At 63.0% G+C, this 25,728-nt stretch carries 27 protein-coding genes; 9 read left to right on the top strand and 18 right to left on the bottom strand.

The features are described from left to right. The first annotated feature begins 441 nt into the window (after positions 1 to 441). Positions 442 to 1,200 carry a hypothetical protein gene (locus QRN22_RS25605; RefSeq protein ID WP_231570248.1) on the top strand — a complete coding sequence of 253 codons (759 nt, stop codon included), beginning with the start codon at positions 442 to 444 and terminating at the stop codon, positions 1,198 to 1,200. Positions 1,201 to 1,209: 9 nt separating this feature from the next. Here the strand turns inward: QRN22_RS25605 and msrC are convergent, their stop codons facing one another. Both msrC and QRN22_RS25595 read right to left on the bottom strand, forming a co-directional pair. Continuing rightward, entirely contained in the window at positions 1,210 to 1,692 is a 483-nt protein-coding gene (msrC, locus tag QRN22_RS25600) for a free L-methionine (R)-S-oxide reductase MsrC (protein ID WP_042556659.1), read from the bottom strand. Then, complete coding sequence (locus QRN22_RS25595) at positions 1,689 to 2,579, bottom strand: ATP-binding protein (RefSeq protein ID WP_042556660.1); 891 nt, start codon at positions 2,577 to 2,579, stop codon at positions 1,689 to 1,691. The genes msrC and QRN22_RS25595 overlap by 4 nt, the downstream gene beginning before the upstream one ends. Before the next feature lie 99 nt (positions 2,580 to 2,678). On the opposite strand from QRN22_RS25595, the gene QRN22_RS25590 reads away from it, so the two are divergent. Next, positions 2,679 to 4,988: a hybrid sensor histidine kinase/response regulator gene (locus tag QRN22_RS25590; RefSeq protein ID WP_042556661.1), complete on the top strand. Its 2,310-nt coding sequence runs from the start codon at positions 2,679 to 2,681 to the stop codon at positions 4,986 to 4,988. Positions 4,989 to 4,992: 4 nt separating this feature from the next. Here the strand turns inward: QRN22_RS25590 and QRN22_RS25585 are convergent, their stop codons facing one another. The 3 genes from QRN22_RS25585 to msrB form a co-directional block, all read right to left on the bottom strand. Beyond that, positions 4,993 to 5,445: a MarR family winged helix-turn-helix transcriptional regulator gene (locus QRN22_RS25585; RefSeq protein WP_042556662.1), complete on the bottom strand. Its 453-nt coding sequence runs from the start codon at positions 5,443 to 5,445 to the stop codon at positions 4,993 to 4,995. Further along, positions 5,438 to 5,926 carry a glutathione peroxidase gene (locus tag QRN22_RS25580; RefSeq protein ID WP_042556663.1) on the bottom strand — a complete coding sequence of 163 codons (489 nt, stop codon included), beginning with the start codon at positions 5,924 to 5,926 and terminating at the stop codon, positions 5,438 to 5,440. Before QRN22_RS25580 ends, QRN22_RS25585 begins: the two co-directional genes overlap by 8 nt. A gap of 116 nt (positions 5,927 to 6,042) precedes the next feature. Further along, positions 6,043 to 6,441 carry a peptide-methionine (R)-S-oxide reductase MsrB gene (gene msrB, locus QRN22_RS25575; protein ID WP_042556664.1) on the bottom strand — a complete coding sequence of 133 codons (399 nt, stop codon included), beginning with the start codon at positions 6,439 to 6,441 and terminating at the stop codon, positions 6,043 to 6,045. A gap of 147 nt (positions 6,442 to 6,588) precedes the next feature. Here msrB and QRN22_RS25570 point away from each other — a divergent pair, with 147 nt between their 5' ends. The 3 genes from QRN22_RS25570 (at position 6,589) to htpX (ending at position 9,367) form a co-directional block, all read left to right on the top strand. Beyond that, the gene (locus QRN22_RS25570) at positions 6,589 to 7,800 is read left to right on the top strand and encodes a pyridoxal phosphate-dependent aminotransferase (RefSeq protein ID WP_042556665.1); all 1,212 of its coding nucleotides are present in this window, start codon (positions 6,589 to 6,591) and stop codon (positions 7,798 to 7,800) included. A gap of 21 nt (positions 7,801 to 7,821) precedes the next feature. Continuing rightward, the gene (locus tag QRN22_RS25565) at positions 7,822 to 8,268 is read left to right on the top strand and encodes a hypothetical protein (protein ID WP_042556666.1); all 447 of its coding nucleotides are present in this window, start codon (positions 7,822 to 7,824) and stop codon (positions 8,266 to 8,268) included. Between the two features lie 226 nt (positions 8,269 to 8,494). Beyond that, the gene (htpX, locus tag QRN22_RS25560) at positions 8,495 to 9,367 is read left to right on the top strand and encodes a protease HtpX (RefSeq protein ID WP_042556667.1); all 873 of its coding nucleotides are present in this window, start codon (positions 8,495 to 8,497) and stop codon (positions 9,365 to 9,367) included. Positions 9,368 to 9,425: 58 nt separating this feature from the next. Here the strand turns inward: htpX and QRN22_RS25555 are convergent, their stop codons facing one another. Beyond that, a complete protein-coding gene (locus QRN22_RS25555) occupies positions 9,426 to 10,076 on the bottom strand; it encodes a thiopurine S-methyltransferase (protein WP_042556668.1) in 651 nt (216 codons plus the stop codon). Between the two features lie 106 nt (positions 10,077 to 10,182). Here QRN22_RS25555 and QRN22_RS25550 point away from each other — a divergent pair, with 106 nt between their 5' ends. Continuing rightward, a complete protein-coding gene (locus QRN22_RS25550) occupies positions 10,183 to 10,950 on the top strand; it encodes a DODA-type extradiol aromatic ring-opening family dioxygenase (RefSeq protein ID WP_042556669.1) in 768 nt (255 codons plus the stop codon). Here QRN22_RS25550 and pabB read toward each other — a convergent pair. The 4 genes from pabB to QRN22_RS25530 all read right to left on the bottom strand — a co-directional run bounded on the left by pabB (position 10,947) and on the right by QRN22_RS25530 (position 15,732). Further along, a complete protein-coding gene (gene pabB, locus QRN22_RS25545; protein ID WP_042556670.1) occupies positions 10,947 to 12,299 on the bottom strand; it encodes an aminodeoxychorismate synthase component I in 1,353 nt (450 codons plus the stop codon). The genes QRN22_RS25550 and pabB overlap by 4 nt on opposite strands. A 197-nt stretch (positions 12,300 to 12,496) precedes the next feature. After that, positions 12,497 to 14,179, bottom strand: a complete 1,683-nt coding sequence (locus QRN22_RS25540; protein WP_042556671.1) for a DEAD/DEAH box helicase — start codon at positions 14,177 to 14,179, stop codon at positions 12,497 to 12,499. Positions 14,180 to 14,503: 324 nt separating this feature from the next. Beyond that, the gene (locus QRN22_RS25535) at positions 14,504 to 14,902 is read right to left on the bottom strand and encodes an ester cyclase (protein WP_042556672.1); all 399 of its coding nucleotides are present in this window, start codon (positions 14,900 to 14,902) and stop codon (positions 14,504 to 14,506) included. 56 nt (positions 14,903 to 14,958) lie between these two features. After that, entirely contained in the window at positions 14,959 to 15,732 is a 774-nt protein-coding gene (locus tag QRN22_RS25530) for a spermidine synthase (RefSeq protein WP_156152820.1), read from the bottom strand. Between the two features lie 167 nt (positions 15,733 to 15,899). On the opposite strand from QRN22_RS25530, the gene QRN22_RS25525 reads away from it, so the two are divergent. From QRN22_RS25525 to QRN22_RS25515, 3 genes are all read left to right on the top strand, one after another. After that, positions 15,900 to 17,246, top strand: a complete 1,347-nt coding sequence (locus tag QRN22_RS25525; RefSeq protein ID WP_042556673.1) for a class II 3-deoxy-7-phosphoheptulonate synthase — start codon at positions 15,900 to 15,902, stop codon at positions 17,244 to 17,246. Between the two features lie 152 nt (positions 17,247 to 17,398). Beyond that, positions 17,399 to 17,566 (top strand): DUF2897 family protein, encoded by a 168-nt coding sequence (locus QRN22_RS25520; RefSeq protein ID WP_082045928.1) that lies wholly within the window; start codon positions 17,399 to 17,401, stop codon positions 17,564 to 17,566. Positions 17,567 to 17,610: 44 nt separating this feature from the next. Next, entirely contained in the window at positions 17,611 to 18,366 is a 756-nt protein-coding gene (locus tag QRN22_RS25515) for a CPBP family intramembrane glutamic endopeptidase (protein WP_042556674.1), read from the top strand. 52 nt (positions 18,367 to 18,418) lie between these two features. Here QRN22_RS25515 and QRN22_RS25510 read toward each other — a convergent pair whose 3' ends face one another. The 8 genes from QRN22_RS25510 to QRN22_RS25475 all read right to left on the bottom strand — a co-directional run bounded on the left by QRN22_RS25510 (position 18,419) and on the right by QRN22_RS25475 (position 25,634). Beyond that, a complete protein-coding gene (locus tag QRN22_RS25510) occupies positions 18,419 to 18,949 on the bottom strand; it encodes a hypothetical protein (RefSeq protein ID WP_156152821.1) in 531 nt (176 codons plus the stop codon). Between the two features lie 117 nt (positions 18,950 to 19,066). After that, complete coding sequence (locus QRN22_RS25505) at positions 19,067 to 19,654, bottom strand: hypothetical protein (protein WP_042556675.1); 588 nt, start codon at positions 19,652 to 19,654, stop codon at positions 19,067 to 19,069. Next, on the bottom strand, positions 19,651 to 20,241 hold the full coding sequence (locus QRN22_RS25500; protein WP_042556676.1) for an RNA polymerase sigma factor: 591 nt from the start codon (positions 20,239 to 20,241) through the stop codon (positions 19,651 to 19,653). Before QRN22_RS25500 ends, QRN22_RS25505 begins: the two co-directional genes overlap by 4 nt. Positions 20,242 to 20,243: 2 nt before the next feature. After that, positions 20,244 to 21,905 carry a vWA domain-containing protein gene (locus QRN22_RS25495; RefSeq protein WP_042556677.1) on the bottom strand — a complete coding sequence of 554 codons (1,662 nt, stop codon included), beginning with the start codon at positions 21,903 to 21,905 and terminating at the stop codon, positions 20,244 to 20,246. A gap of 70 nt (positions 21,906 to 21,975) precedes the next feature. After that, positions 21,976 to 23,418, bottom strand: coding sequence for an aminotransferase-like domain-containing protein (locus QRN22_RS25490; protein ID WP_042556721.1), 1,443 nt, complete (start codon positions 23,416 to 23,418; stop codon positions 21,976 to 21,978). A 213-nt stretch (positions 23,419 to 23,631) separates the two neighbouring features. After that, positions 23,632 to 24,441, bottom strand: a complete 810-nt coding sequence (locus tag QRN22_RS25485) for an OmpA family protein (protein ID WP_042556678.1) — start codon at positions 24,439 to 24,441, stop codon at positions 23,632 to 23,634. Further along, complete coding sequence (locus tag QRN22_RS25480) at positions 24,438 to 24,710, bottom strand: DUF4398 domain-containing protein (protein WP_179540036.1); 273 nt, start codon at positions 24,708 to 24,710, stop codon at positions 24,438 to 24,440. Before QRN22_RS25480 ends, QRN22_RS25485 begins: the two co-directional genes overlap by 4 nt. 90 nt (positions 24,711 to 24,800) lie before the next feature. Beyond that, positions 24,801 to 25,634 (bottom strand): substrate-binding periplasmic protein, encoded by an 834-nt coding sequence (locus tag QRN22_RS25475; RefSeq protein WP_042556680.1) that lies wholly within the window; start codon positions 25,632 to 25,634, stop codon positions 24,801 to 24,803. Between the last annotated feature and the right edge of the window lie 94 nt (positions 25,635 to 25,728).

Here is a 25,728-nt window from a genome sequence, read left to right as displayed (position 1 = left end):
ACCCCTGTTACCGCCGTGAAAGGGCGGTGTCCTAGGCCACTAGACGAAGGGGACGTTGCCCGGAATTTCCGGCTTCCTCGTTGTGCTTTTCAGCATTACCGTGGAAGTGGCGCGCATTCTATGGAGCCTTTCAACGGTCGTCAACCTCTCAAATAAATATTTTTAAAATCAACGACTTCACCCGGGATTTCAGCCACCCGGAGAGAGCCGTGGCCCCTTCTTGCCAGCAGTCCCTATAGAGGATGGCAGTCAAGCGTGTTGCTGCCATGCTGGCAAGTGGCCCACAATGCGAATGATCGGCGGCTCGGCTTGCCTACGGGCTATGGCCACAGGGTCTGCGCTGCTCCCCTGGCTCGGCGCAATCACCGCTAGGAGCCTACTCAACTAAGCACTACACTCGTGTCGAAAGGCGCTCTAGAGGTTAAAACGATGTCCTCGTTGATGATTACCATGGCGATAGTAGCTGGCATCACCTTGCTGGTGCTCATCGCCTATCTGAATCAACTGGCCGAAAACAACAAGCGCAAGAAGGCACGCCTCAAGGCGGACCTGGGCGAGCGCTACCGGCGTATCGCCGATCTCAACGAGCAGTTCGCCGGCCAACTGATGAGCCCGGAGCTGAAACTGCTGCTCAGCCGCCTGCAGTTGCACTTCGCCGAACGCCTGCTGGAAGTCGACAAGAAGGATGCGGCCTATGCCGCCATGGCCGAGGAACTGCGCAAGTTCATTGGCCAGGGCGAAGCCATCGCCGTTCGCAACGCGCCCTTCCCGGTGACCGATGATGAACGCGCCAAACTGGTTCGCGCTCAACTGGAAGCCCTGCATGGCCAGATCACCAAGGCGGCGCAGACCGGTCTGTTACCGGTCGATGAGGCCAAGCACTGGGCACAGGAAACTCGCCACATGCTGGCCCAGCTCTATATAGAGCTGTACGGCAATCAGGCCCGTCAGGCGCTGCAGCAGCAACAGAACGGCCATGCACGCCTCGCTCTGGAGCGCGGTGTGCAGTTCCTGCAGAAGCAGGCCGACACCGCACGCTACCAGGCACAGTTGGCGCAGTTCCAGAAACAGTTGGCGCGCGTAAACGCCACGCTGGTCAGCCCGGAGCGGCAGGAAGGCGACGAGTCCAGCGAGCTCAACGAAGGGCTGAAATCACTGGAAGGCGATGGTGACTGGAAGAAGAAGGCGCTGTACGACTAGCGCCTCCCCTCAGCAATCACTCGCCTGTAGCAGCACAGCCGCAAGGCCTTCGATACCGCGCTGGTCTGCCTCGCTGAAGCGACCGATCAGCGGGCTGTCCAGGTCCAGCACACCGATCAGCCGGCCGTCCTTGATCAACGGCACGACCAGCTCACTGTTCGACGCACTGTCGCAGGCGATATGCCCGGCGAAGGCATGCACGTCCTCGACCCGCTGGGTTTGCAGCGATGCCGCCGCAGCGCCGCATACGCCGCGGCCGAACGGGATGCGCACGCAGGCGACCTTGCCCTGGAATGGCCCCAGCACCAGTTCATCGCTCTTGACCAGATAGAAGCCGGCCCAGTTGAGCCCTTCGAGCTCGTGGAAGACGAAGGCGCTGAACTGCGCAGCGTTGGCGATGAAATCCCGCTCGCCACTCAGCAGCGCCTCCAATTGGGCGGTCAACAGCGGGTAGCCGTCGAGGCCGGCACCACTTTCACTCAAATCGATCATCGCGACGTCTCCAGCAGTTGCAGGCCCACCCACTGGCGGGCGAATTGATAGGCACAACGGCCGTTGCGATTGCCACGCCCGGTCGCCCAGCGCACGGCAAGCTTTTCCAGATCCTCGTTCCACTGCCACTGCAGGCCGTTCTCCGCCGCCTGAACCTCGATCCAGTGACGCACCACATCCAGGTAATGCTGCTGGGTGAAGGGATAGAAGGACAGCCACAAACCAAAACGATCCGACAGCGCGATCTTGTCCTCGACCGCCTCGTTCGGGTGCAACTCGCCATCGACGACCTTGGTATTGGCGTTGTCACTCTCGCGCTCCGGCACCAGGTGGCGACGGTTGGAGGTGGCGTACAGCAGCACGTTCTCCGGCGAGCGCTCCAGGGAACCGTCGAGCACGCTCTTGAGCACCCGGTAATCGCCCTCGCCAGCCTCGAACGACAGGTCATCGCAGAACAGGATGAAGCGCTGCGGCAGTTTCATCAGTTGCTCCACCACACGCGGCAGATCGGCCAGGTGATCACGCTCGATCTCGATCAGGCGCAGCCCGGCGCTGGCATGTTCGGCCAGCAGCGCACGTACCAGAGACGATTTTCCGGTACCGCGAGCGCCCCACAGCAGCGCGTGGTTGGCCGGCATACCCTGAACGAACTGGCGGGTATTGCGCGCCAGTTGCTCGCGCTGGGTGTCGACACCGATCAAATCGCTGAGGCTCATGTCCAGGCTCACCTTCAACGGCTGCAGATAGCCGCCGCGTCCTTCACGCTGCCAACGAGCGGCCAGGCTGCGCTCCCAGTCCAGCGGCTCGCGGGTGGCAGGCAGCAACGGCTCCAGACGTGTCAGAACGCTGTCGGCACGTTGCACAAAATCAAGCAAGCGGGAATCCACGGTCAGTTCCTCGAATCATCAGTATGTGAGGCAGGTGTGCCGAAAAGCAGGCCATATCGACTATGCTTGAGCAGCGATCGGAACGAGACAGCGCCTTATATGGAAATCCCACTGACACAGCGGCTGTCATTCAAACAGGCCGGTATCACCGTCATGGTGGCGTTCATCATTGGCACGCTGCTCAGCCTGGTGCAGATAGGCGTCGATTATGCCAGCGAAGATGCCGCCATCAACCGCGAGATTCGTGCGCTGATGGAGATCAGCCACAATCCTGCCGCGCGTATCGCCTACAACATCGACGCCGAACTGGCACAGGAGCTGGTCGCTGGCCTGTCACGCTCGCCCGCCGTGACGGGCGCACGCATCGTCGACAGCAATGGCGAATCCCTGGCCAGCACCACGCAGCCCCCGGCGGAAAGCAACTATCGAATCTTCAGCGACTTCCTGTTCGGCAACAGCCGCCATTTCGAAACTCGCCTGTCGGTCGAGCATGCGCCTGACGAACAACTGGGCATGCTGCAACTGGACATCGACACCTACGCATTCGGCAGCAACTTCCTCAAGCGCTCGCTGCTGACCCTAGTCAATGGTTTTACCCGGAGCCTGCTGCTGTCGGTGATTCTGCTGGTGCTGTTCTATTTCATGCTGACCAAGCCACTGAACCAAGTAATCCAGGCGCTCGCCGATCGCGACCTGCGCACCCCGGATCGCACCCGCCTGCCCTGCCCGCCCGGCCACGAGCGCGACGAGATCGGCGTGCTGGTGGATGTCGCCAACCGCCAGTTCGCCAGCATCGCCACCGAGATCGAGCATCGACGCAACGCCGAAGACCGCCTGACCGACTACCTGGGCGAACTGGAAGCCATCGTTTCCGCCCGCACAGTCGAACTGAAGGCCGCCAACAGCCGCCTCAGCCGCTCCAACGAAGAGCTCGAGCAAGCCCGGCACGACGCCCTGGCAATGGCCCAGGCACGCTCCATTTTTCTGGCCAACATGAGCCATGAGATCCGCACCCCGCTGAACGGCCTGCTGGGCATGCTGGCACTATCTCTGGAAGGTCCATTGGGCAGCGAGCAGCGCCAGCAACTGTCGATCGCCCATGATTCCGGCAAGGTGCTGGTCGACCTGCTCAACGATATTCTCGACCTGTCGAAATTCGAGGCCGGGCAGCTGGAACTGGAACGCATCGCCTTCGACCCAGGCGCACTGGTGGAAGGTACCGCGAGCCTGCTATCGCAGAATGCCCTGCCCGGCGTGGAGCTGACCTGCCTGATCGACCCGAACCTGCCTGCCCAGTTGCTCGGCGACCCGACGCGGGTGAGGCAGATCATCAGCAACCTGCTGTCCAATGCCCTGAAGTTCACCCGTGAGGGCCGCGTCGATATCCGCATCAGCGCGGAGGCGGAGCGGGTTCGCATCGAGGTCTGTGACACCGGCATCGGCATCCCCGCCGATGCCCAGGCACGTATCTTTCAACCCTTCACCCAGGCAGGCGCGGACATCACCCGGCAATTCGGCGGCACAGGCCTGGGCCTGGCGCTGACCCGACGCCTATGCGAAGCCATGCAAGGCCAGCTGGAACTGCAATCCACGCCCGGCAGCGGCAGCCGCTTCACCGCAACGCTGCCACTGCCGAGCCTGCAGGCGGCGCCAACAGCACCTCGGCTATCTGGGCGTGTACTGGCGATCTGCGCAGCCGACACCGGCCTCGCCGAACTGCTGCCCACCCTGGTGGAAAGCTGGGGCCTGGATTACCGGCGCCTGGACAGTGCCGAACAGGCCAGTGACATCGATGCCGACGTGCTGATCAGCGACTGCCCGAGCTGCATGAAGCGCCTGCGCCAGCGCACGGCGACGCCGATCATTCTGGTGACTGCCTACGGCAGCTTCCTCGACACCGAACAGGCCATCGCGCTATCGCCGCTGGAGCAGGTCGCCAGGCCCCTGACCCGCCAACACCTGCTACAGGCGCTCGGCCACGCCCTGCAGGAGCCCGCTGAGAACCCGGCAGGCTCACAGGCACCTGCCGCGGCGCCACGCAAGCAGGCGCGTGTATTGCTGGTCGAGGACAACCCGGTCAACCAATTGGTGGCCAAAGGCATGCTCAGCAAGCAGGGCATCGACGTGACGCTGGCCAACAACGGCGAGCAGGCACTGGAACGACTGCAGGAGGAGACCGTCGATCTGGTGCTGATGGATTGCAACATGCCGATCATGGACGGCTACGAAGCCAGCCGACGCATTCGCGCCAACCCCGCCTGGCAGCATCTGCCGATCATCGCCCTGACCGCCAACGCGCTTTCCGAAGAGCGCGAGCGCTGCCTCGCAGCAGGTATGAGCGATTACCTGGCCAAGCCCTTCCGTCGCGAAGAGCTGCTCGGCCTGCTCGACAAGTGGCTGCCAGCCTGACGGTTCAAGGCACCTGAAGACTGCGCATGCGCTGCAGCAACTGATCCAGTTGCGCGCGCAGCGGCTCCAGTTCCGCGCTGTCGACAGCGTGTTCGCAGAGCAGTTCGCGCTTCAGTTCTGGCACTTGGGCGCGCAACTCGCGCCCAGCGGCGCTGAGCCCCAGATGCACTTCGCGCTCATCCTCGGCACTACGTCGACGCTGCACCAGGCCGGCTTGCTGCAGGCGCTTGAGCAGAGGCGTCAGGGTGCCCGAGTCGAGCAGCAAGCGTTCGCCAAGAGCCTTCACCGTCGGTTGCTCAGGCGGCGTTGCATCCCACTCCCAGAGCACCAGCATGGCCAGATACTGGGGATACGTCAGTTGCAACCTGTCGAGCATCGGCTTGTAGGCACGCACCACCATGCGGGAAGCGGCATACAGCTTGAAACACAGCCGCTGATCGAGTTGCAGTTCATCCATCGAGCAGCGCTTCGATGGCAGCGCTCAGCGCCTGGGGCTTGGTGGTGGGCGCGTAGCGTTTCACCTGGCGGCCATCGCCACTGATCAGGAACTTGGTGAAATTCCATTTGATGCGTTGCGTGCCCAACAGGCCGGGCGCCTCGCGCTTGAGCTGCACGTACAGCGGGTGCGCGCCATCACCATTGACCTCGATCTTGCGAAACAGCGGGAAACTGACGCCGAAATTCAGCTCGCAGAAGCTGGAGATCGCCTTCTCGTCACCCGGCTCCTGCTTGCCGAACTGATTGCAGGGAAACCCCAGCACCACCAGCCCTTTGTCGGCGTACTGCTTCCAGAGGCTTTCCAGGCCCTGATACTGCGGGGTGAAGCCGCACTGGCTGGCGGTGTTGACCACCAGAATCGCCTTGGCGCCGAAATCCGCCAGGCTCTTACGCTCGCCGCTGATCGTGATGCAGGGTATCGCCAACAGGTCTTGGGTCATGGGTGCGGGCTCGCCGGGGTAAAGGAGCGAGAAGAATAGTCGGCAATTGAATTGCACACAATTCAATTGCTCAAAAACAAGGCCCGTCATAAGCGGGCCGAATGATGACTCGCGCTCTACGCCTGGCGTGGCACGTGCTTGAGCGACACCGAGTTGATGCAATAACGCAACCCGGTCGGGCGCGGGCCATCGGGAAATACGTGTCCCAGGTGAGCGTCACAGTTGCTGCAGCGCACTTCGATACGGTGCATGCCGTGGCTGAAGTCTTCCAGCTCGGTGATGACCTCGGCGTTCAGCGGCTGGAAATAACTCGGCCAGCCGCAGCCGGAATCGAACTTGGCATCGGAGTCGAACAGTGGCGTGCCGCAGCACACGCACTGGTAGACGCCAGGCACCTTGCTGTCGTGGTACTCCCCAGTGAACGGACGTTCCGTGCCGCCCAGCCGGCAGACGTTGAACTGCGTGTCCGACAACTCCTCGCGCCAGGTTTCCAGTGGTTTTTCGAGCTTGCTCACAGGCCGTCCTCCTCGGGATAAAAAAGCCCTATCTGTATCTTTGCCCGACTCAGGCTGACACGTATGATTCGACACCTCAACCCGCCACGGCTCGCCGCCGCCTCGGCCCGCTGAAGGCCGCACCTCTTCGATTCGGGATTCTTCACCATGCAGGTCAGCAAATCCAACAAGCTCGCCAACGTCTGCTACGACATTCGCGGTCCGGTGCTCAAGCACGCCAAGCGTCTGGAAGAAGAAGGCCAGCGCATTCTCAAGCTGAACATCGGCAACCCGGCCCCCTTCGGTTTCGAAGCACCCGATGAAATTCTTCAGGATGTGATCCGCAATCTGCCTACTGCACAGGGCTACAGCGACTCCAAGGGCCTGTTCAGCGCGCGCAAGGCGGTGATGCAGTACTACCAGCAGAAGCAGGTGGAAGGCATCGGTATCGAGGACGTCTACCTCGGCAACGGCGTATCCGAGCTGATCGTCATGGCCATGCAGGCACTGCTCAACAACGGCGACGAAGTGCTGATCCCGGCCCCGGATTACCCGCTGTGGACCGCTGCCGTGGCCCTTTCCGGTGGTAACCCGGTGCACTACCTGTGCGACGAACAGGCCGGCTGGTTTCCGGACATCGCCGACATGCGCGCCAAGATCACCCCGAACACCAAGGCCCTGGTGCTGATCAACCCGAACAACCCCACCGGCGCGGTCTACTCTCGGGAAGTACTGCTGGACATCGTCGAGCTGGCGCGCCAGCACAACCTGGTGGTGTTCTCCGACGAGATCTACGACAAGATTCTCTATGACGAAGCCCAGCACATCTGCACCGCCTCCCTGGCGCCGGACGTGCTCTGCCTGACCTTCAACGGCCTCTCCAAGTCCTATCGCGTGGCCGGCTTCCGCTCCGGCTGGGTAGCCATTTCCGGGCCCAAGCACCGTGCCACCAGCTATATCGAAGGCCTGGATATACTCGCCAACATGCGCCTGTGCGCCAACGTGCCGAGCCAGCATGCGATCCAGACCGCCCTCGGTGGCTACCAGAGCATCAATGACCTGGTACTGCCCAACGGCCGTCTGCTGGAACAGCGCAACCGTACCTGGGAACTGCTCAACGACATTCCGGGTGTCAGTTGCGTCAAACCCATGGGCGCGCTGTATGCCTTCCCGAAGATCGACCCCAAGATCTGCCCGATCCACAACGACGAGAAGTTCGTGCTCGACCTGCTGCTCTCCGAGAAACTGCTGGTGGTTCAGGGCACCGCGTTCAACTGGCCGTGGCCGGACCACTTCCGGGTCGTCACCCTGCCCCGCGTCGATGACCTGGAGCAGGCGATCGGCCGAATCGGCAGCTTCCTCAAGACCTATCGCCAGTAACGGCATCGGGGACCGAGAGCCATGGACCTGCAGATAGACGACTTCTACAAGGACGCCGCCAGCGGTCTGCTGGCGCTGTATCAGGTATTCCCGCGCAAGGCCGCGTTGTACGTGGAAGACCTGATCGGCCGCGAGGAGCCGGATGAGTTCGGCCTGCCGAGCAAACGCCACCAGGCCTGCCTGGACGCTCTGCTGTGGCTCGCCGACGAGGGTTACCTGCGTTACGAGTCGACTATCGGCTACGACGCAGTCGACCAGGCGGTCCTGACGGAAAAAGGCTTCCTGCGTCTGTCGCGCAGCCTCCCCCACGCCCTGCCCGATGGCGAGGTGCCTCCTCCGGCAGTACACCGGGTGATGGCTACCCTGGCCTTTCAACTGCGTGAAGCCCTGGCTCAGCAACATGGTGAACGGATTGCGCGACTGACCCGCCAGCTCTTCGAACAGCGCGCTGCAGCGCCCCGCTCCTAGCGGCAGAGGTGCCGGGAAAACCGCAATAAACGCGGTTTTTCTCGGCCTCGATTGAAATAAACCGGAAAAACCCCATCTAAGCAGCTGTCCCCCTGCTGCGCAGTGGTCCCTGACAGGGGCCGTGCGACACAGTTTGAAATAGTCACTCGGTTGAATAGCCACAGGGCGAGCCCTTATATAGCCGCCGTATCGAGCCTGTATTTCCCGTGAGGAGTCGTTTCACACCATGATGCGCATTATGTTGTTCCTGGCTACCAACTTGGCGGTGCTGGTCATCGCCAGCATCACCCTCAAACTGCTGGGGGTTGATCGCTTTACCGGCCAGAACCACGGCAGCCTGCTGATTTTCTGCGCCGTCTTCGGTTTCGCCGGCTCGCTGATCTCGCTCTTCCTGTCCAAATGGATGGCGAAGATGAGCACCGGCACCGAGATCATCACTCAACCCCGCACGCGCCATGAACAGTGGCTGCTGCAGACCGTCGAAGAGCTGTCCCGCGAAGCCGGCATCAAGATGCCGGAAGTGGGTATCTTCCCGGCCTACGAGTCCAACGCGTTCGCCACCGGCTGGAACAAGAACGATGCACTGGTCGCCGTCAGCCAAGGCCTGCTCGAGCGCTTCTCGCCCGATGAAGTGAAAGCCGTACTGGCCCACGAAATCGGCCACGTCGCCAATGGCGACATGGTTACCCTGGCGCTGATCCAGGGCGTGGTGAACACCTTCGTGATGTTCTTCGCCCGCATCTTCGGCAACTTCGTCGACAAGGCGATCCTCAAGAACGAAGGCGGTCACGGTATCGGTTACTTCGTGGCGACCATCTTCGCCGAGCTGGTACTGGGCATCCTGGCCAGCATCATCGTCATGTGGTTCTCGCGTAAGCGCGAATACAAGGCGGACGAAGCTGGCGCCCGACTGGCCGGCACCGGCGCCATGATCGCTGCACTACAGCGCCTGCGTGCCGAACAGGGCGTTCCTGTACAGATGCCTGACAGCCTGACCGCTTTCGGTATCAATGGTGGCCTGAAGAACGGCCTGGCCGGCCTGCTGATGACCCACCCCAAGCTGGAAGATCGCATCGAAGCCCTGCGCCGCCTGGGCTGATAGCGACACGAACGAAAAAGGCGACCGCGAGGTCGCCTTTTTTGTGCCTGCCATTCGCTCAGAGCAGCCGCAATCGATAGACGCGCTCATCCATGCGAGTGAGCCCTCGGGCAGTGAATCGTTCCTCCATGGCGTCCTGGCTTTCCAGCAGTTGGCTATCCCAGACACTGCCGGACCAGCCGCTCACCTCCTCATCGCTGACGGAAAAGGGTGGCCCGTTCATCAACGACTGATCGTAGTCCAGGGTCACCAGCAACCCCTGGCTTCCTCCAGGCAGCACGCTCTGCAGATGGCGGACATAACGCTCGCGCATCTCGGCTGGCAAGGCGATCAGAGCTGCGCGGTCGTAGAACAGCGCACAATCTGCGAGCTGTTCGCTGCCGAGCGCGAAGAAATCACCACAGTACAGCTCGATCCTTCCGTGCCGGTAAACCAGAAATGCCCCCTCCTGAGTGACCGTCGCGTCCAGACCCTGCTCGGCGAAGAATGCCTCGACGGCGGTGCGTGCCAGCTCCACGCCAATCACCCGATGCCCCCGCTCGGCCAGCCACACCATATCCAGGCTTTTGCCACACAAGGGCACCAGCACCCGAGCGCCATCCGCTGCCGTAAAACCAGGCCAATAGCGGCGCAGGAACGGGTTGACCTCGGCCGCATGAAAACCGATCTGATTATTCTGCCAACGCGTTTGCCAGAACGCTTCCTGCATGATGCCTCCACGAAACAATCGATAAAACAGATAAAAACAGCTATCAAATAGCCGTTGTTCACCCAGCCTAGCTGATAGATCATCATCCTACCTTCAGGAGATCATCATGTTACCCAGCCTGTTCATTTCCCATGGTTCACCCATGCTTGCCCTGCAGCCAGGCGCCAGCGGCGTTGCTCTCAGCCGTCTTGCTGGGGAGTTGCCGAAACCACGCGCCATCGTGGTGGTATCGGCGCATTGGGAAAGTGCCGAATTGCTGGTGATGAGTGCGGCTCAACCGCAAACCTGGCACGACTTCGGCGGCTTCCCCCCGGAACTCTATCAGGTGCAATACCCGGCGCCCGGCAACCCGCAACTGGCAGAGGACATCCTGCAGTGCCTGAAGACCGCCGGCCTGCCTGCCCGTGCCGATGAGCGCCGGCCGTTCGACCACGGCAGTTGGGTACCGCTGTCGCTGATGTATCCGCAAGCGGACATTCCGGTGGTGCAGGTGTCGCTGCCAAGTCACAAGGGCGCAGCCCTGCAGGTGCAGGTTGGCGAGGCGCTGGCCGGGCTGCGTGAGCAGAACGTGCTGCTGCTCGGTTCCGGCAGCATCACTCACAACCTCGGCGAACTGGACTGGCGTGCCGCTCCGGAAACGGCGACGCCCTGGGCTGCGGAGTTCCGCGACTGGGTGGTCGACAAGCTGCAGCGTGATGACCTGCAGGCGCTGCTCGACTACCGCCAGCAAGCGCCTCATGCCCGTCGCAATCACCCCAGCGAGGAGCACCTGCTGCCGCTATTCTTCGCCCGCGGTGCCGGCGGCACCTGTCAGATCGAACACCAGGGTTTCACCCTCGGAGCGCTGGGCATGGACATCTACAGCTTCGCCTAGCAGAAGCGCTCCAGGGTGCTGAGCAGGACCTGCACCTTGGTAATCGACTCCTGATACTCGGTCTGCCAGGCCGAGTCGGCAACGATACCGCCACCGCCCCAGCAACTCATGGTGCCGTGCCTGGCCAGCAGGCTGCGGATGGCGATGGAGCTGTCCATCTCGCCGCGCACGTCCAGATAGAGCAGCGAACCGCAATACAGACCGCGCCGGGTGGGCTCCAGTTCGTCGATGATCTGCATTGCGCGAATCTTCGGCGCGCCGGTGATGGAGCCGCCCGGAAAGGCGCCCAGCAACAGGTCCAGCACATCCTTGTCGGCAGCCAGCTCACCGGTCACCGCACTGACCAGATGATGTACGTTCGGGTAGCTCTCCAGTGCGAACAGCTCGGGCACGCGCACCGAGCCGATCCGGCAACTGCGCCCCAGATCGTTGCGCAGCAGATCGACGATCATCAGGTTCTCGGCGCGGTCCTTGGGGCTTTCGAGCAAGGCGCGGGCATTGTCCGCATCCTCCTGATCGCTGCGCCCACGGGGCTGAGTCCCCTTGATCGGTCGGGTTTCCACCTGCCCCCTGCTGACCCGAATGAAGCGCTCTGGCGAAAGGCTCAGCACCGCACCGCCATCTGCCAGCGTCAGGTAGCCGGAAAACGGCGTCGGGCAGGCCTGGCGCAGGGCGCGGTAGGCCTGCCAGGGCTCACCCTGGTAGCTGGCACGAAAGCGCTGGGCGAAGTTGACCTGATAGCAGTCACCGGAAGCGATATAAGCATGAATGCGGGCGATGGCACGGGCGTACTCATGTGCCTCGATGTCGGCCTGGAAGGGCCCAAGCAAGGCGAATGGCGCCTCTTGCGACGCGACTGGTGGCGTGCACCGGAACAGGGCGAGCAAGCGCGCCTGCTCGCTGCTGGAGAGCGATGGGTGAAACACCAGTTGGCTGGTCTGTGCATGGTGGTCGCTGATCAATGCCCAAGGGTACAAGCCGAATACGGCGTCGCCAAGACCCAGGTCATCCCTGGCCTGCTCGGGCAGCGCCTCGATGCGACGACCGAAATCATAGCCGAGGTAACCGAGCAGGCCACCCGCGAACGGCAACTCGAGCCCGGCCGGTAGCTCGGCCTCACCCAGAGCCGCCAGCCCCTCGCGCAGGCGCGCGAAGAAGTCCATGCCTGACTCACCCTCCTCCGCGCTCAGCGTCGCCTGAGGCCAGGCGCTGAGCAGGTCGTAACGCCCACGCGACGCGATCGGCCGACCGGAATCCAGCAACACCGCACCCGGTGCCTGGCGCACCCGTTCGAAATAAGCGGCGGGATCTGCCTGATACGGCAGGGAGTGGACGAGACAGGTAGGCATTCAATGCATCACACGGACAAGGACGGCCGATTGTAGAGCCGCAGAGGGGATAGTCCTAGGGTCTGTTGCCGTTTCAGCACGACCGCGCCACAGCGGCAACAGACGCTGGCTTCCAGCGCCTGGCTGAACGAGCTTTTCGAGGCCCGGAAACGACTCGGGGGAGCCAATGGCTCCCCCGAGTTCTACAGCATCGCGGATCAGTCTTCGCGATAACGACGCAGCTTCAGCGGCTTGCCGGCAACACGGGTGTCCTTGAGCTTGCTCAGCAGACGCTCGAGGCCATCTTCCGGCAGCTCCACCAGGCTGAAGCTCTCGCGGATCTGGATCCGACCGATCGCTTCACGAGCCAGACCACCTTCGTTGAGGATAGCGCCCAGCAGGTTCTTGGCAGCGATGCCATCACGCGCACCCAGCGCGGTACGGCAACGCGCACGACCTTCGCCCAGCGGCATCGGCGCGCGGCGCTCGCGGGAATCGCTACGCTCACCACTGCGCTCGCCCTCACGCTCGCGACGCTCACGCGGAGCACCACCAACGCCCGGCACCAGCGGCTGCTCGCGCTCGACGCTGGCCAGATCCAGAGGCTGACCATTGGTAGCCTTTTTCAGCAGCGCAGCGGCCAGGGCACGTGGCGTGCAGCCGATGTCAGCGGTCAGGCGATCGAGCAGCTCACCATGGCTGGCCTCGGCATCGGCAACCAGCGGCGCCAGGCCATTGGTGAGCTTCTTGATGCGCGCATCGAGAACCTGCTGGCCGTTTGGCAGTTTGACTTCACCAACCTTCTGACCCGTTACTCGCTCGATTACCTGCAGCATGCGACGCTCGCGCGGCGTTACCAGCAGCAGCGCACGACCTTCGCGACCGGCACGGCCGGTACGACCGATACGGTGCACGTAGGACTCGGGGTCGTACGGCATGTCGACGTTGAATACGTGGGTGATACGCGGCACGTCGATACCACGGGCAGCGACGTCGGTAGCGACGACGATGTCCAGACGGCCATCCTTGAGGGACTCGATCACGCGCTCGCGCTGGTTCTGGGCGATGTCACCATTCAGGGCGGCAGCCTTGTAGCCTTTGGCTTCCAGCGCAGCGGCCAGATCCAGCGTCGCCTGCTTGGTACGCACGAAGGCGATCAGCGCGTCGAATTCTTCGACTTCCAGCAAGCGCAGTACGGCGTTGGTCTTCTGATCGGCATGGATCATCAGATGCGCCTGCTCGATACGCGAAACGGTCTGCGTCTTGGCCGCGATCTTGATGTGCTGCGGATCACGCAGGTGCTTTTCAGCGATGGCGCGGATCGAGTGCGGCAGGGTCGCGGAGAACAGCACGCTCTGGCGGCTTTTCGGCATGGCTTCGAAGATCACTTCGAGGTCATCCATGAAGCCCAGCTTGAGCATTTCGTCCGCTTCATCGAGCACCAGGTACTGGATGGTCGACAGCACTTTCTCGTCGCGACGCAGGTGGTCGACCAGACGGCCCGGGGTGGCAACGATAACCTGCGCGCCCTGGCGGATGGCCTTGAGTTGCGGGCCCATAGGCGCACCACCGTAGACGGCGACCACGTTGAGGCCGGGCATCTGCTTGGAGTAGGTTTCAAACGCGGTGGCGACCTGCAAAGCCAGCTCGCGGGTCGGCGCCAGAATCAGCGCCTGGGGCTCGCGCTTGGCCGGATCGATTTTCGACAGAATCGGCAGCGCGAACGCTGCGGTCTTGCCGGTACCGGTCTGAGCCTGGCCGATCATGTCCTGGCCGGAGAGAATCACCGGAATGGCCTGGTACTGGATGGGCGAAGGCTCTTCGTAGCCGACGGCGGTCAGGGCGGAGAGAATATTGGCGTGAAGGCCGAGTGCGGCGAAGCCGCCGGTTTCCTGGGTCATGGGTCTGCCTCTAGTGCATCCGCAAAGACCCATGTTCCAAAGCTGCACATGCCATGTAGGACCTTGTGGGTCACCCTGGCAGCCATGTCGGCGGGGATTTGCGAAAACGTGGTGAAAAGTGAATCGTCAAGATAGCCCGCATGGCGGACTGGCTGCCGAAAATAGCTTCCGGGCGAGTTGCACTACTTGAACGTGGCCATGAATTGGCCGGCGCGTACTATACCGGAATTCATATAGACGTGTGCGTTTTTTCACACAATAAACAGTCCATTGCGGCCCGTCAGACAACCTGCGGCATTGTGCCACGGGCCGTATTGCCGGTGGTCAGACCCTGCTCGTCAATTGCGCCTCGATGGCGGCTTTATCCACCACCGACCAGACTTCGGCGATCTTTCCGTCGCGAAACGCGTAGAACACGTTTTCGCTGAAGGAAACTTTGCGACCATTGCCTGGCAGATCGAGAAAGCGGCCTTTCGGTGCGCAATGAAAATCCAGGCGACTGCCGATGGTCGATTCTTCACAAGTCAGCAGACGGATGTTGAAGCGCAGATCGGGGATTTCCTGAAAGTCGCGCTCGAGCCTCTCTCGGTAACCGGTGAGGCCCAGGCGACGACCGTTGTGCACCGCGTCGTCGTGAACGAAATTCCCCAGGTTCACCCAGTCCTGACGATTCAGGCAGTCGATATAGGCGCGGTACACCGCCGGAAGGTCTTGCTCACTCATGGTAATACTCCGTCAGAATGGTTTACTGACAGTGCATACGCCGGTTAATTCCTGATTCAGCTGGCCATGCGCACGGCGTCGATCAATGGCTGCAGCGAATAACCCAGGCGCGCCTGCAAGGCTTCGGCGCGGCGGCTCACTGCCTCGCGGTCGAATTGCTGGTCCAGCTCGGCGGGCACCAGCACCACCACATTGCCCTCGATCACCGGGCACTCCCAATAATGCCGGTGATAGAGGCCACGCAGCAGCGCAGCACCCAGCGGCTTGCCGTCGTCACCGGCCCACTGGTTGATGATCAACCAGCCGCCCGGGTTGAGCTTGGCGCGGCAGTCATCGAGAAAGCGCCAGGCCAGATGACCGACACCCGGACCGGTGTCGGTATAGAGATCGACGAAGATCAGGTCGGCACTCTCCGCACTGGGCAGCAGCTCCATGGCATCACCGATGCGCATGGTCAGGCGCGGGTCGTCCTCCAATCCCAGGTATTCCATGGCCAGGCGTGGCACATCGGGGCGCAGCTCGATGGTTTCGACATCGTCGAGCGGCAGGAACTTCAGGCACGCCTGGGTCAGGTTGCCGGCCCCCAGGCCAAGGAACAACGCAGTCTCCGGTGCCTCGTGGCACAGCGCGCCAGCGAACATGGCGCGGGTGTAGTCGTACTCCAGCCAGCTTGGATCGGCAGTGAACACACAGCTCTGCTCGATCGACTCGCCGAACTCGAGAAAGCGGTATTCTCCGATTTCCACCACGCGGATAACGCCAAAGGCGTCGTGCACCTCGGCCAGCACGACCTCGTCCTTCATTTCCTCCACCGGAGGCAAGCCAGGCATACGCAGATTCTCCACCATCGCGTTCCCCGGCTCAGGCCGGGCTGGCATCGATTGTCGATGATCGCGCGCACTCAGGTCACGCGATAAATGCCTGACGATAGCCTCAGCGCGCCTTGGCACACCCGGCGATCGGTTACCATGGCCGATCACCAACAAGAGATGCCGCCATGAGTCAGCCCTGGAGCCCCGATAGCTGGAGAGGCAAAGCCATCCAGCAACAACCTGTCTACCCGGATGCCGCGCAACTGAGCAAGGTCGAGCAGACCCTGGCCAGCTTCCCGCCGCTGGTGTTCGCCGGCGAGGCGCGGGAACTGCGCAAGCAGTTCGCCGAGGTGACCCAGGGCCGGGCGTTCCTGCTGCAGGGCGGCGATTGCGCGGAGAGCTTCGCCGAGTTCAGTGCGGCGAAGATCCGCGACACCTTCAAGGTGCTGCTGCAGATGGCCATCGTCATGACGTTCGCAGCTGGCTGCCCGGTGGTCAAAGTCGGGCGCATGGCCGGCCAGTTCGCTAAGCCGCGTTCGGCCAATGACGAAACCATCGACGGCGTCACCCTGCCCGCCTACCGTGGCGATATCGTCAACGGCATCGGCTTCGATCCGGTCAGCCGTGCTCCCGACCCTCAGCGCCTGCTGCAGGCCTATCACCAGTCCACTGCCTCACTGAACCTGTTGCGCGCCTTCGCCCAGGGCGGCTTCGCCGACCTTCATCAGGTCCACCAGTGGAACCTGGACTTCATCGCCAACTCGGCACTGGCTCAGAAGTATCACCAGCTGGCCGATCGCATCGACGAGACCCTGGCGTTCATGCGCGCCTGCGGCATGGACGGCGCGGCGCAGGTTCGCGAAACCAGCTTCTTCACCGCCCACGAAGCCCTGCTACTCAACTACGAAGAAGCCTTCGTACGCCGCGACAGCCTGACTGGCGGCTTCTACGACTGCTCGGCACACATGCTGTGGATCGGCGATCGCACCCGCCAGGTGGACGGCGCCCATGTCGAATTCCTGCGCGGCGTGGGTAACCCCATCGGCGTCAAGGTTGGCCCGAGCATGACCGACGAGGACCTGATCCGCCTGATCGACATCCTCAACCCGGACAACGACCCAGGTCGCCTCAACCTGATCGTACGCATGGGCGCCGACAAGGTCGAAGCCGGCCTGCCACGCCTGATCCGCACCGTGCAGCGCGAGGGCCGCCAGGTACTGTGGAGCAGCGACCCGATGCACGGCAACACCATCAAGGCATCGAGCGGCTACAAGACCCGCGACTTCGCGCAGATTCTCGCTGAGGTTCGTCAGTTTTTCGCCGTGCACCATGCCGAAGGCAGCTATGCCGGCGGCATCCATATCGAGATGACCGGCCAGGACGTCACCGAGTGCATCGGCGGTGCCAAGCCGATCACCGAAGCCGGTCTGTCGGACCGTTATCACACCCATTGCGACCCGCGGATGAACGCCGATCAGTCTCTGGAACTGGCGTTCATGATTGCCGAGACGCTGAAACAGGTCCGCCGCTAGCGCGTTAGAGGCAACGGTGGGTCAGGCCACATTGATTCACCGTCATCAGCCCGCCTGAAGCTGCTTTAACCTGAACGAAGACAACCGACAGACGGTCTTCTGTACAGAGCCGATCGACACCGAGGCTCACCTATCCATAGAAGGAGTCGCACATGCCCTGGTATGCCTGGTTGATCCTGATTGTGGCGATCGGCTCCATCGTCGGTGGCCTGTTCATGCTGCGTGATACGGCGAAGAAACTGCCACTCAGCGACGAGCAACTGAAACGCATCCACGAGCGCAACGTCGAGCAGGATGCCAAGGACGCTCAGGATCGCTGATCCCATTCGAGCGCTGTAAACTGCGTCTCCGCTCAGGAGGCGCAATGCCCTTATCTCTTCGACTGCTATTGCCGCTTTGCCCCCTCGCCACCGGCGTGACCCTGGGCTTCATCGAGCCTGTGGGGCTGTCAGTCGCCTGCCTGTTCATCGCCCTGGTACTTGCCCCCAACCACCTGCCTGCGAGGATCCGGGACAGCCTGGTGATGATTGCCAGCCTGTTGCTGGCCGCGCACCTGCTGCCCGGCTTCGCCCCCTGGGTCCTGGGCGAGCCCGAGCGGATCAGCAGTGACGCGCCGCCCTACCTGCTGCGCCTTTCGTGGGACAAACTGCTGGTGGGTTGCACCCTGCTCGCCTGGTGGCTCGGCCAGCCCTCGCGACACGGCGACAAGCCGATGCTGGCCGTGCCGGTGTATGCGGTGACGCTGCTGGCGGTCCCCGGTCTGGCATTGTCGCTGGGCGTGGTGGGCTGGCAGCCGAAGTGGCCCGACATGCTCTTGCCCTGGCTGATCATCAACCTCGGCGTGGCCGTATTGGCAGAGGAGTTGCTGTTTCGCGGCCTGCTGCAGAGACGTCTGGTCGAATGGCTGGGTACCTGGCCGGGGATTCTCTGCGCCTCCCTGCTGTTCGGCGCTGCACATATTCCCTTCAGCCCCTGGTTCGCCGTGGTGGCGACCGTCGCCGGGCTCGGCTACGGCGTGGTGTTTCACCTGACCGGCCGGCTGAGCGTGGCCATCGCGTTGCATGGCCTGGTCAACCTGCTGCACTTCACGCTGCTGAGCTACCCGCTGCGTATCAGCTGACCGCCACGGCCGGAAACCGGTACGCTGGGCGATTTTGCTCGTGCAGCCCTGCCTAACGGCGGAACTCGAAATGCAGCTCGGCACCCTCCACCGAATTGGAAAACTCGGTACCCGCCTCTCCGGTGAGCAACCTGCCACTCAGCTGGAAAGGGTTGAGCGAGGGTTTCTTCTCTTCGAAAAAAGCCGGCAGGATTGGCGCGATACCGTCATCCGCCGCACGGTTTTCAGCATCGAGCTGGGCAGCCAGTTCCTTCGGCAGGCTCAAATCGAGCTTGGTCTTGGGCGGCGCCGCCTGCACGACCTTCTGCGGTTTTTTCTCGGTCTTGGCTCGCTCTGCCGCCTTTTTGGCGGGCGCAGCACGCTTGGCTTCGTCTGCTGCATCTGCGGCCGGCGCCTGCACCGCTGGCGCCGCCTCTTCGGGTGCAGCCTTGGCCGGCTGCTCGGCGGGCTCGGCTGGCTTGTTCGGGGTCTGGCTGGCGGCGACCGCCGGCTCACTGTTCTTGCGCGGCGTCTCCCCGCCCTGGTCATCGGAACCACAGGCGCTCAGAAGCACGGCAAAAAATATCGGCAATAGGAAACGCATCGAGGTCATCGCGGCAGTTCACGCAGTTGCGGTTAAAGACTCATTCTAAAACGCCTGAAGAATAACGCCAGCCGGGCTGCCGAATGGCAGCACCGCCTGTCGATGCCCATCGATGCGTCATGGTTGCGGCAAACGCAACAGCTCGGCCTCGACGTCCAGATCGGGGTACTGCTCTTTCAGGCGTGCCGCCCGCTGCTCGGCCTCCCCCCCTTCGCCGCGCGCCCGCAGATCGGCGATCTCACGCAGCGCGCTCGACACATTGCCCGGCAGTGGCGCCATCTTGGCCGTCATACGCGCGACGATCTTCGGCGCCTCGGCCGCTTCGCCCATCACCGAGCTCGAGGCGGGGCTTGGCGGTGCCTGCAACGCCATCGGCGCCGGGGCCTGACGCTGCATCACCGTGGGCGGCGCATCATAGGCAGGTGGAGCCTGCTCGAGCGTTTTCAGGCTCAGACCAAGCCCCAGCCCGAGCAACGCCAGGCACCCGAAGGCTGCCGACCAGCGCCCGCGCCCCGATGCGCCAGCCAACCAGCCCAACAAACGCTGCCAGGCGCTTTGCGCCTGTGGCTCGTGTGCTCTTGCGGCCTCGGCGGCGGCAGCCAGAATACGGGCATCGAGTGCCGACGACGGCCGCTGGCGATCGTACTGGCGCACGTGCCGCAGCAGGTCCTCGTCACCCTCGAAATCGTGCCGGTGATCGTTCATGGAGATACCTCTTCGGCCACGCTGAGCAGGCGACGCAGTTTCTGCATCGCATAGCGCAGGCGACTTTTAACCGTTTCTGCCGGCGTGTGGGTCAGCTCGGCAATCTCGTGCAATTCCAGGTCGGCGTGGGCGCGCAACAGAAAGACCTCGCGCTGCTCCGCGGGCAGGTCATCGAGTGCAGCCTGGATCCGCGCCTGATCCTGGCTGAGGCTCAGTTGCCGCTCAGGATCGGGATCGCCGCTGGGCTGATCATGCAGGTGCTCGTCGAACACGTCCTCGTGCTGCTGACGCTTGCCATGCTTGCGCCAGTGGTCGATCAGGCGGTTGCGGGCGATCTGGTAGAGCCAGGTCTTGAACAGCACTGCCACCTCGCGCTGCAGGGACTCGCTGCGGATCAGGCTCATCCAGGTGTCCTGGAATACCTCTTCGGCGACCGCGTGATCGCCGCACAAACCAAGCAGAAATCGAAACAGACCGAGGCGGTGCCGCTCGTAAAGCTGCGTGAACGACGCGGCATCGCCGCCCCGGTAGCGGCGCAACAACTCAGCATCGCCAGGCTCTACGGCGGTTGGGGGATTGGCGGTCACACTCAGTCGACTCCGGTAGCACGGGAATCGCCAGTTTGCAGGCTTTGCGCCAGTTCCACCAGTTGCACGAACTCGTTGCGCAGACCGAACGGATCGTCGCCACGACTGCCCCGCGCCAGCGCCGCCGTAGCGGCCCAGTCGAAGTTCCCGGTGTAGCTGCCCCCGCTCAGTTGCTGGGCGAAGGCTGCCACGGAGGCCGCGAAACGCAGGTCCTCACTGGCCTTGCTGATTGGCGTGTAGGACACAGGCGCCTCGATGGCCGTTTCCAGCAGGCGGCTGTGATTCTGCTCGGGCGTCTTGTAACGGATGCGCAGCCAGGCCAGCTCGCTGTCGCCCGAGCTCGCTTGCGCCGCCTGCCGATAGCGCAGCGGCTCCAGCCAGCCCTCGTTGCCGACCGGCACGATCTCGTACAGCGCTGTCACGCTGTGCCCGGCACCGATGTCGCCGGCATCGACCTTGTCGTTGCTGAAGTCTTCACGCTTCAGCGCGCGGTTCTCGTAACCGAGCAGACGGTACTCGCTGACTCGAGCCGGGTTGAATTCGACCTGAACCTTCACATCCCGGGCGACCGTGGCCAGGGTCGAGCTGAGCTGTTCGACCAGCACCTTGCGCGCCTCGCGCAGGTTGTCGATGTAGGCGTAGTTGCCATCGCCAGCATCGGCCAGCTGCTCCATGAGCCGCTCGTTGTAGTTGCCCGTACCGAACCCCAGGGTGGTCAGCGAGATACCGCTCCTGCGCTTGTCGACAGCGAGCGCCTTGAGGCTCTCGAAGTCGCTGATGCCGACATTGAAGTCACCATCGGTGGCCAGCAGGATGCGATTGATGCCGCCTTCGATGAAGCCCTTCTGCGCCTGTTGGTAGGCGAGCTGAATGCCCGACTCCCCCGCCGTCGAACCGCCGGCCCGCAACTGCTCGATGGCTGCGCGGATAGCCGCCTTGCGCGAGCCGGACGTTGGCTCCAGCACCACGCTGGAGTCACCGGCATAGACCACCAGCGAGACGCGATCCTGGGCCCTTAATTGATCGACCAGCAGTTTAAGGGTGCTCTGCACCAGCGGCAGGCCCTCGGGGCGATCCATCGAACCGGATACATCGACCAGGAACACCAGGTTGGCGGCCGGCAACTCGGCGACTTGCAGGTCGGACGCCTTGACGGCGATGCGCAGCAAGCGGCTCTGCGGGTTCCAGGGCGTCACCGCCAGCTCGCTGCCGACCCCGAACGGTGCGGCACCTCTGGGCATCGGATAGGCATAGGGAAAGTAATTGACCAGTTCCTCGAGGCGCACCGCCTCGGCCGGTGGCAGCCGCCCCTCGTTCAGGAAGCGCCGCACGTTGGCGTAGCTGCCGGTATCCACGTCGATGCTGAAGGTGGATACCGGCGCCTCGGCGACGGATTGCACGGGATTGGCGGCCAGACGCTGGTACTGCTCGCCGCTGGCCTCGGCGACCGACGCATGAGCCTGATCAGCGGCCAGTGGCGCTGCCATGCGCGTCATCATCGGTGCGGGACGAACCTGCTGCTGGATCGATGCCACTTCACTGACAGTTGGCGGCTCGCTGCGCGGCGCCTCGCTGGCATCTTCATGGCTGGCCGTGCAGGCCGTCAGCGACAGCACGACACCGCTGGCAAGGCCGCACAACAGAGGCTGGGCAATCATTTTCATGGTGCATCTCCTGGATCGAAAGAGTCGCTCTGATCCAGTAGACGCACGGCTGACCTGATTCGGGTTAACGCTAGAAGCTGCTGGCGGCTGCCTCCTGACAGAGCTGGCTGGCCAGCATGCCGAGGGTCATCAGGGCGCGCTCCGCTTCGCGGTTCCAGGGGATCCCGCAGTTGAGGCGCACGCAGTGGTTGAACTGCTCGGTGTTGCTGAAGATCAGCCCCGGGGCGATGCTGATACCCTGCTGCAAGGCGCTGACGTGCAGATCCTTGGTGTTGACCCGCGCCGGCAGACTGACCCAGAGAATGAAGCCGCCATTGGGCCGGGTAATCTGCGTACCCTCGGGGAAATACTGTTGCACCGCCAGCTGGAAGGCACTCAGGTTCTTGCGGTATTCCTGACGGATGTGCCGGAGATGACGGTCGTAGCCGCCATTTTCCAGGTAAGCGGCCACCGCCATCTGGGTGACGCTGCAGGCCGAATGGGTGGTGAACATCTGCAGCCGCTGGATTTCGTCCTGATACTTGCCGGCAATGATCCAGCCGATGCGCACCCCAGGCGACAGGGTTTTGGAAAAGCTCGAGCAATACACCACACGCCCTTCCAGATCCCCGGCCTTGAGCGCCTTGGTGCGCCCCTGTTCGAACATCAGTTCGCCGTAGATGTCGTCCTCGACGATCTGGATATCGAAGTCGCTGGCCAGGCGCAGCAGCTGTTTCTGCCGAGCCTCGGGAATGGTGCCACCCAGCGGGTTGCTCAGGCGCGCAGTAAGCACCAGCGCCTTGATCGGCCACTGGCTGGCAGCCAGTTGCAGGGCCTCGACGCTGATCCCGGTGGTGGGATCACTGGGAATCTCGATGACCTTGAGCCCGAGCAGATCGGCCAGTTGCAGCAAACCGTAATAGGTCGGCGACTCGGTGGCGATCAGGTCGCCGGGGCGCGTCAGCACCCGCAGGGACATCTGCAGGGCGTCCACGCAACCGTGGGTGATCACCACCTCGGAGGGATCGACCAGCACACCGGCATCGCGCATGCGGATCGCCACCTGGCGGCGCAGCGGTTCGAAACCGGGGCTGAACATGTAACTGAAGGCGCGCGGGCTCTGGAAGCGAGTGACCTTGGCAAGCTGCTGATGCAGGGCGCGAACCGGCAGGTAGTCGACATGAGGCACCGCCGCACCGAGGGGAAACACACCTTCTCTGCGCGCTTCGCCAAGCACCTGATTGATGATGCTGCTGCGCGTCACCAGGCCGGGCCGTTCGACCCGCGCGATATCCGGTGTATCGGCAGTCAGCGCAGGCGTCTGGTGCACGTAGAAGCCGGACTGCGGACGTGCCCGAATCAGGCCCAGGTCTTCCAGATTGGCATAGGCCTGCAGCACCGTGGCATGGCTGACGCTGAGCTGGGCGCTGAGCTTGCGCACCGATGGCACCCGCTCACCGGGCTGATAGACGCCACGACGGATATCATCCGCCAGCTGCTGAGCGATACGCTGATAGAGCAACAGATTGGTCATGGCCGCTTCATCCCGGGACTGAACCATAACAGTACTCCAACTGAATGTTTCTGTACCGGTACAGCCCTGAAATATCTCGACGATACAGCCGCTTGGTTCGGGAATGATCTTTCCAGGCCGCTGATGACGACCCGAGGGTAGAAGCCAGCGCAGACGGTCATGAAAAACCCCGCACTGGCAGCCAGTAGCGGGGTTGTTCCTGCGCCATGGTCTCTAGCGAGTCGCGCCCAGCCGCCCCTGCTCATCGGAGAACACGATCTCGACGCGACGGTTCTGCGCCTTGCCCTTGGCCGAAGCGTTTTCAGCCACCGGGAAGCTCTCGCCAAAGCCTTGCACCTCGATGCGCCCGGCATCGATGCCCAGATCGATCAGCGCATCGGCGACGGTCTGCGCGCGATCCCGAGACAGCTGCAGATTTTCCTCGCGCTTGCCGCTGCTGTCGGTGTAACCCTCTATGCGCAGCACGCGGCGCGGGTTCAGCTGCAGAAACTGCACGAGCTTCAACACGGTGCGATTGGCGCTGGTCTTGAGGTGCGCTTCGCCCGCGTCGAACAGCACGTCGCCGAGGGTCATCACCAGACCGCGGTCGGTCTGCGCAGTGGCCAGGCTGACGATCTGCTCTTCGAGCCAGGCATTCTGCTCCTGCACGCTGGTCAGCTTGGCTTCACGCAGCGCCAGTTGCAGCCGCTGACGCTCGAGCTCCAGGCGTGCAGCACGCTCCTGATCCAGAGCGAGCTGCGCATGCTCACGGGCAATCTCGCTGTAGCGCTGGCTCAGGTAGGCGTAATGGGCGACGTCGTCACCGCTGCCCCAATAGCCGGACAAGCGCTCGGCACGCCCAAGAGACTCGCCGGCACGAATGACATCCTTGGGCGCGCTACGCAGCACCTGAGGATCCTCCCTGACCGACTGGAAGCTGCTACGGGCAGCGTCGAGCGCAGCGCTGTGCTGGTCATCGAAACCGGCGCAACCGCTCAGAACGGCGCCAACCAGCGCCACGGCACTCATCCGCGACAGGCTCATGGCATGGCTCCCAACTGATCGCGAAGCCGCTTGATATGGCGGTTCAGCTCGGTCAATTGCGCCTGGCTGCGCAGCGTCAGCACCCGTGCCTCGGCCAGGCGCGCATCCAGCTCGGCCTGTTCGGCCTGGACACGAGCAGTGCGGTACGCCTCCTCGTCCATGGCCGAACGCGCCCGGGCAAGCTTGTCCTCGGCCTGGGTGAGCTCGGCGACGGTTTCGCCGGCAGCCACGGTGCGAGCCTGCTCGATCACCTGTTCGGTGAGGCGCATCTGCTCCGAAGGTGCAGGGTCGGTGGCACAGCCTTGAAGCAACAGCAGCGCCAGCGCGGCGCCGGTATATCGATAGATCACAGGTACGTCCTACTGATTCGGAACACTACTGGCAGCGGGTTGCGGCTGTTGTTCCTTCCAGCGCTGCAAGTTGCGTTGCAGAAGGGTTTGCGGCACGCCAGCGGCGGTGAATTCTGTCATTTTTCTGGCCAGCTGTCCGCGCAGCCAGGGGTCGTTGCACGCCGAGTTGTGCGACAGCGCCAGGTGCAGCCCCTCGCTGGAAACCGGCGGATCGAGCACCTGCAGATCGTCCTGCAGGCCCAGGGTCGAAGCCAGCGCCTGCCCCGGATAGCGCTCGTAGAGCACGTAGTCGGTACGCCCCAGCAACAGTTTCTGGAACGCCTGGGTCAGGCTGGAAACCCCTTCGAGGGTCAGGTTGTCCTTGGCATAGGTGTCGAACGTCTGCCCGAAGCTGTTGTTGACCAGCGTGTCACCGGTACGCCCCTGCAGATCGGCCCAGCCGGCATACGGGAAATCGCTGCCCTTGCGCACCCAGACCACGCTCGGCGTCGACAGGAAAGCTGGGTGAACGAAGTCCATGCTTTCCAGCCGTGATACGGTCAGGAAGGCGCCGGCGAGCATGTCGATACGCCCGGTTCGCACATCCTCCTGCGCCCTCGACCACGGCCCCGCGTAGACCACCTCGATGCCGACACCGAGCTCCTCGGAAACCGCCTTGAGCAGGTCGACGGTGGCACCGATCAGTTGCCCCGGGTTCTGCGGGTCACGCCACAGGTAAGGCGGGTACTCGGGGTTGCCGGTCGCGACCAGTCGCTCGCATTTGCCGGCAGCCTGCGCACCACCGGCCAGCAGCGAGCCGGCAAGCAACAGCACAGCTGACCTGATCAAACCTCGCTCACCCATTGGCACTCTCTCGATTCAGATATCGGCCGGACAGCCACCGGCACAAGATTCGTGACATGCTAGCTCATACTCCTTCGATATTCAGCGATAAACG

The sequence above is a fragment of the Pseudomonas sp. MEJ086 genome (assembly GCF_030209025.1).
In the GTDB taxonomy this organism is placed as follows: Bacteria; Pseudomonadota; Gammaproteobacteria; order Pseudomonadales; family Pseudomonadaceae; genus Aquipseudomonas; species Aquipseudomonas fulva_A.
Note: the sequence above shows the minus strand (reverse complement) of the source record. Positions and strands in the feature narration are given on the sequence as shown.

Bases quoted from the DNA above. Each gene is read 5' to 3' on its own strand.
- QRN22_RS25605 (WP_231570248.1), top strand. From the start codon at position 442: ATGATTACCATGGCGATAGTAGCTGGCATCACCTTGCTGGTGCTCATC.
- msrC (WP_042556659.1), bottom strand. From the start codon at position 1,692: ATGATCGATTTGAGTGAAAGTGGTGCCGGCCTCGACGGCTACCCGCTG.
- QRN22_RS25590 (WP_042556661.1), top strand. From the start codon at position 2,679: ATGGAAATCCCACTGACACAGCGGCTGTCATTCAAACAGGCCGGTATC.
- QRN22_RS25585 (WP_042556662.1), bottom strand. From the start codon at position 5,445: ATGGATGAACTGCAACTCGATCAGCGGCTGTGTTTCAAGCTGTATGCC.
- QRN22_RS25580 (WP_042556663.1), bottom strand. From the start codon at position 5,926: ATGACCCAAGACCTGTTGGCGATACCCTGCATCACGATCAGCGGCGAG.
- QRN22_RS25570 (WP_042556665.1), top strand. From the start codon at position 6,589: ATGCAGGTCAGCAAATCCAACAAGCTCGCCAACGTCTGCTACGACATT.
- QRN22_RS25565 (WP_042556666.1), top strand. From the start codon at position 7,822: ATGGACCTGCAGATAGACGACTTCTACAAGGACGCCGCCAGCGGTCTG.
- htpX (WP_042556667.1), top strand. From the start codon at position 8,495: ATGATGCGCATTATGTTGTTCCTGGCTACCAACTTGGCGGTGCTGGTC.
- QRN22_RS25555 (WP_042556668.1), bottom strand. From the start codon at position 10,076: ATGCAGGAAGCGTTCTGGCAAACGCGTTGGCAGAATAATCAGATCGGT.
- QRN22_RS25550 (WP_042556669.1), top strand. From the start codon at position 10,183: ATGTTACCCAGCCTGTTCATTTCCCATGGTTCACCCATGCTTGCCCTG.
- pabB (WP_042556670.1), bottom strand. From the start codon at position 12,299: ATGCCTACCTGTCTCGTCCACTCCCTGCCGTATCAGGCAGATCCCGCC.
- QRN22_RS25540 (WP_042556671.1), bottom strand. From the start codon at position 14,179: ATGACCCAGGAAACCGGCGGCTTCGCCGCACTCGGCCTTCACGCCAAT.
- QRN22_RS25535 (WP_042556672.1), bottom strand. From the start codon at position 14,902: ATGAGTGAGCAAGACCTTCCGGCGGTGTACCGCGCCTATATCGACTGC.
- QRN22_RS25530 (WP_156152820.1), bottom strand. From the start codon at position 15,732: ATGCCTGGCTTGCCTCCGGTGGAGGAAATGAAGGACGAGGTCGTGCTG.
- QRN22_RS25525 (WP_042556673.1), top strand. From the start codon at position 15,900: ATGAGTCAGCCCTGGAGCCCCGATAGCTGGAGAGGCAAAGCCATCCAG.
- QRN22_RS25520 (WP_082045928.1), top strand. From the start codon at position 17,399: ATGCCCTGGTATGCCTGGTTGATCCTGATTGTGGCGATCGGCTCCATC.
- QRN22_RS25515 (WP_042556674.1), top strand. From the start codon at position 17,611: ATGCCCTTATCTCTTCGACTGCTATTGCCGCTTTGCCCCCTCGCCACC.
- QRN22_RS25510 (WP_156152821.1), bottom strand. From the start codon at position 18,949: ATGCGTTTCCTATTGCCGATATTTTTTGCCGTGCTTCTGAGCGCCTGT.
- QRN22_RS25505 (WP_042556675.1), bottom strand. From the start codon at position 19,654: ATGAACGATCACCGGCACGATTTCGAGGGTGACGAGGACCTGCTGCGG.
- QRN22_RS25495 (WP_042556677.1), bottom strand. From the start codon at position 21,905: ATGAAAATGATTGCCCAGCCTCTGTTGTGCGGCCTTGCCAGCGGTGTC.
- QRN22_RS25490 (WP_042556721.1), bottom strand. From the start codon at position 23,418: ATGACCAATCTGTTGCTCTATCAGCGTATCGCTCAGCAGCTGGCGGAT.
- QRN22_RS25485 (WP_042556678.1), bottom strand. From the start codon at position 24,441: ATGAGCCTGTCGCGGATGAGTGCCGTGGCGCTGGTTGGCGCCGTTCTG.
- QRN22_RS25480 (WP_179540036.1), bottom strand. From the start codon at position 24,710: ATGCGCCTCACCGAACAGGTGATCGAGCAGGCTCGCACCGTGGCTGCC.
- QRN22_RS25475 (WP_042556680.1), bottom strand. From the start codon at position 25,634: ATGGGTGAGCGAGGTTTGATCAGGTCAGCTGTGCTGTTGCTTGCCGGC.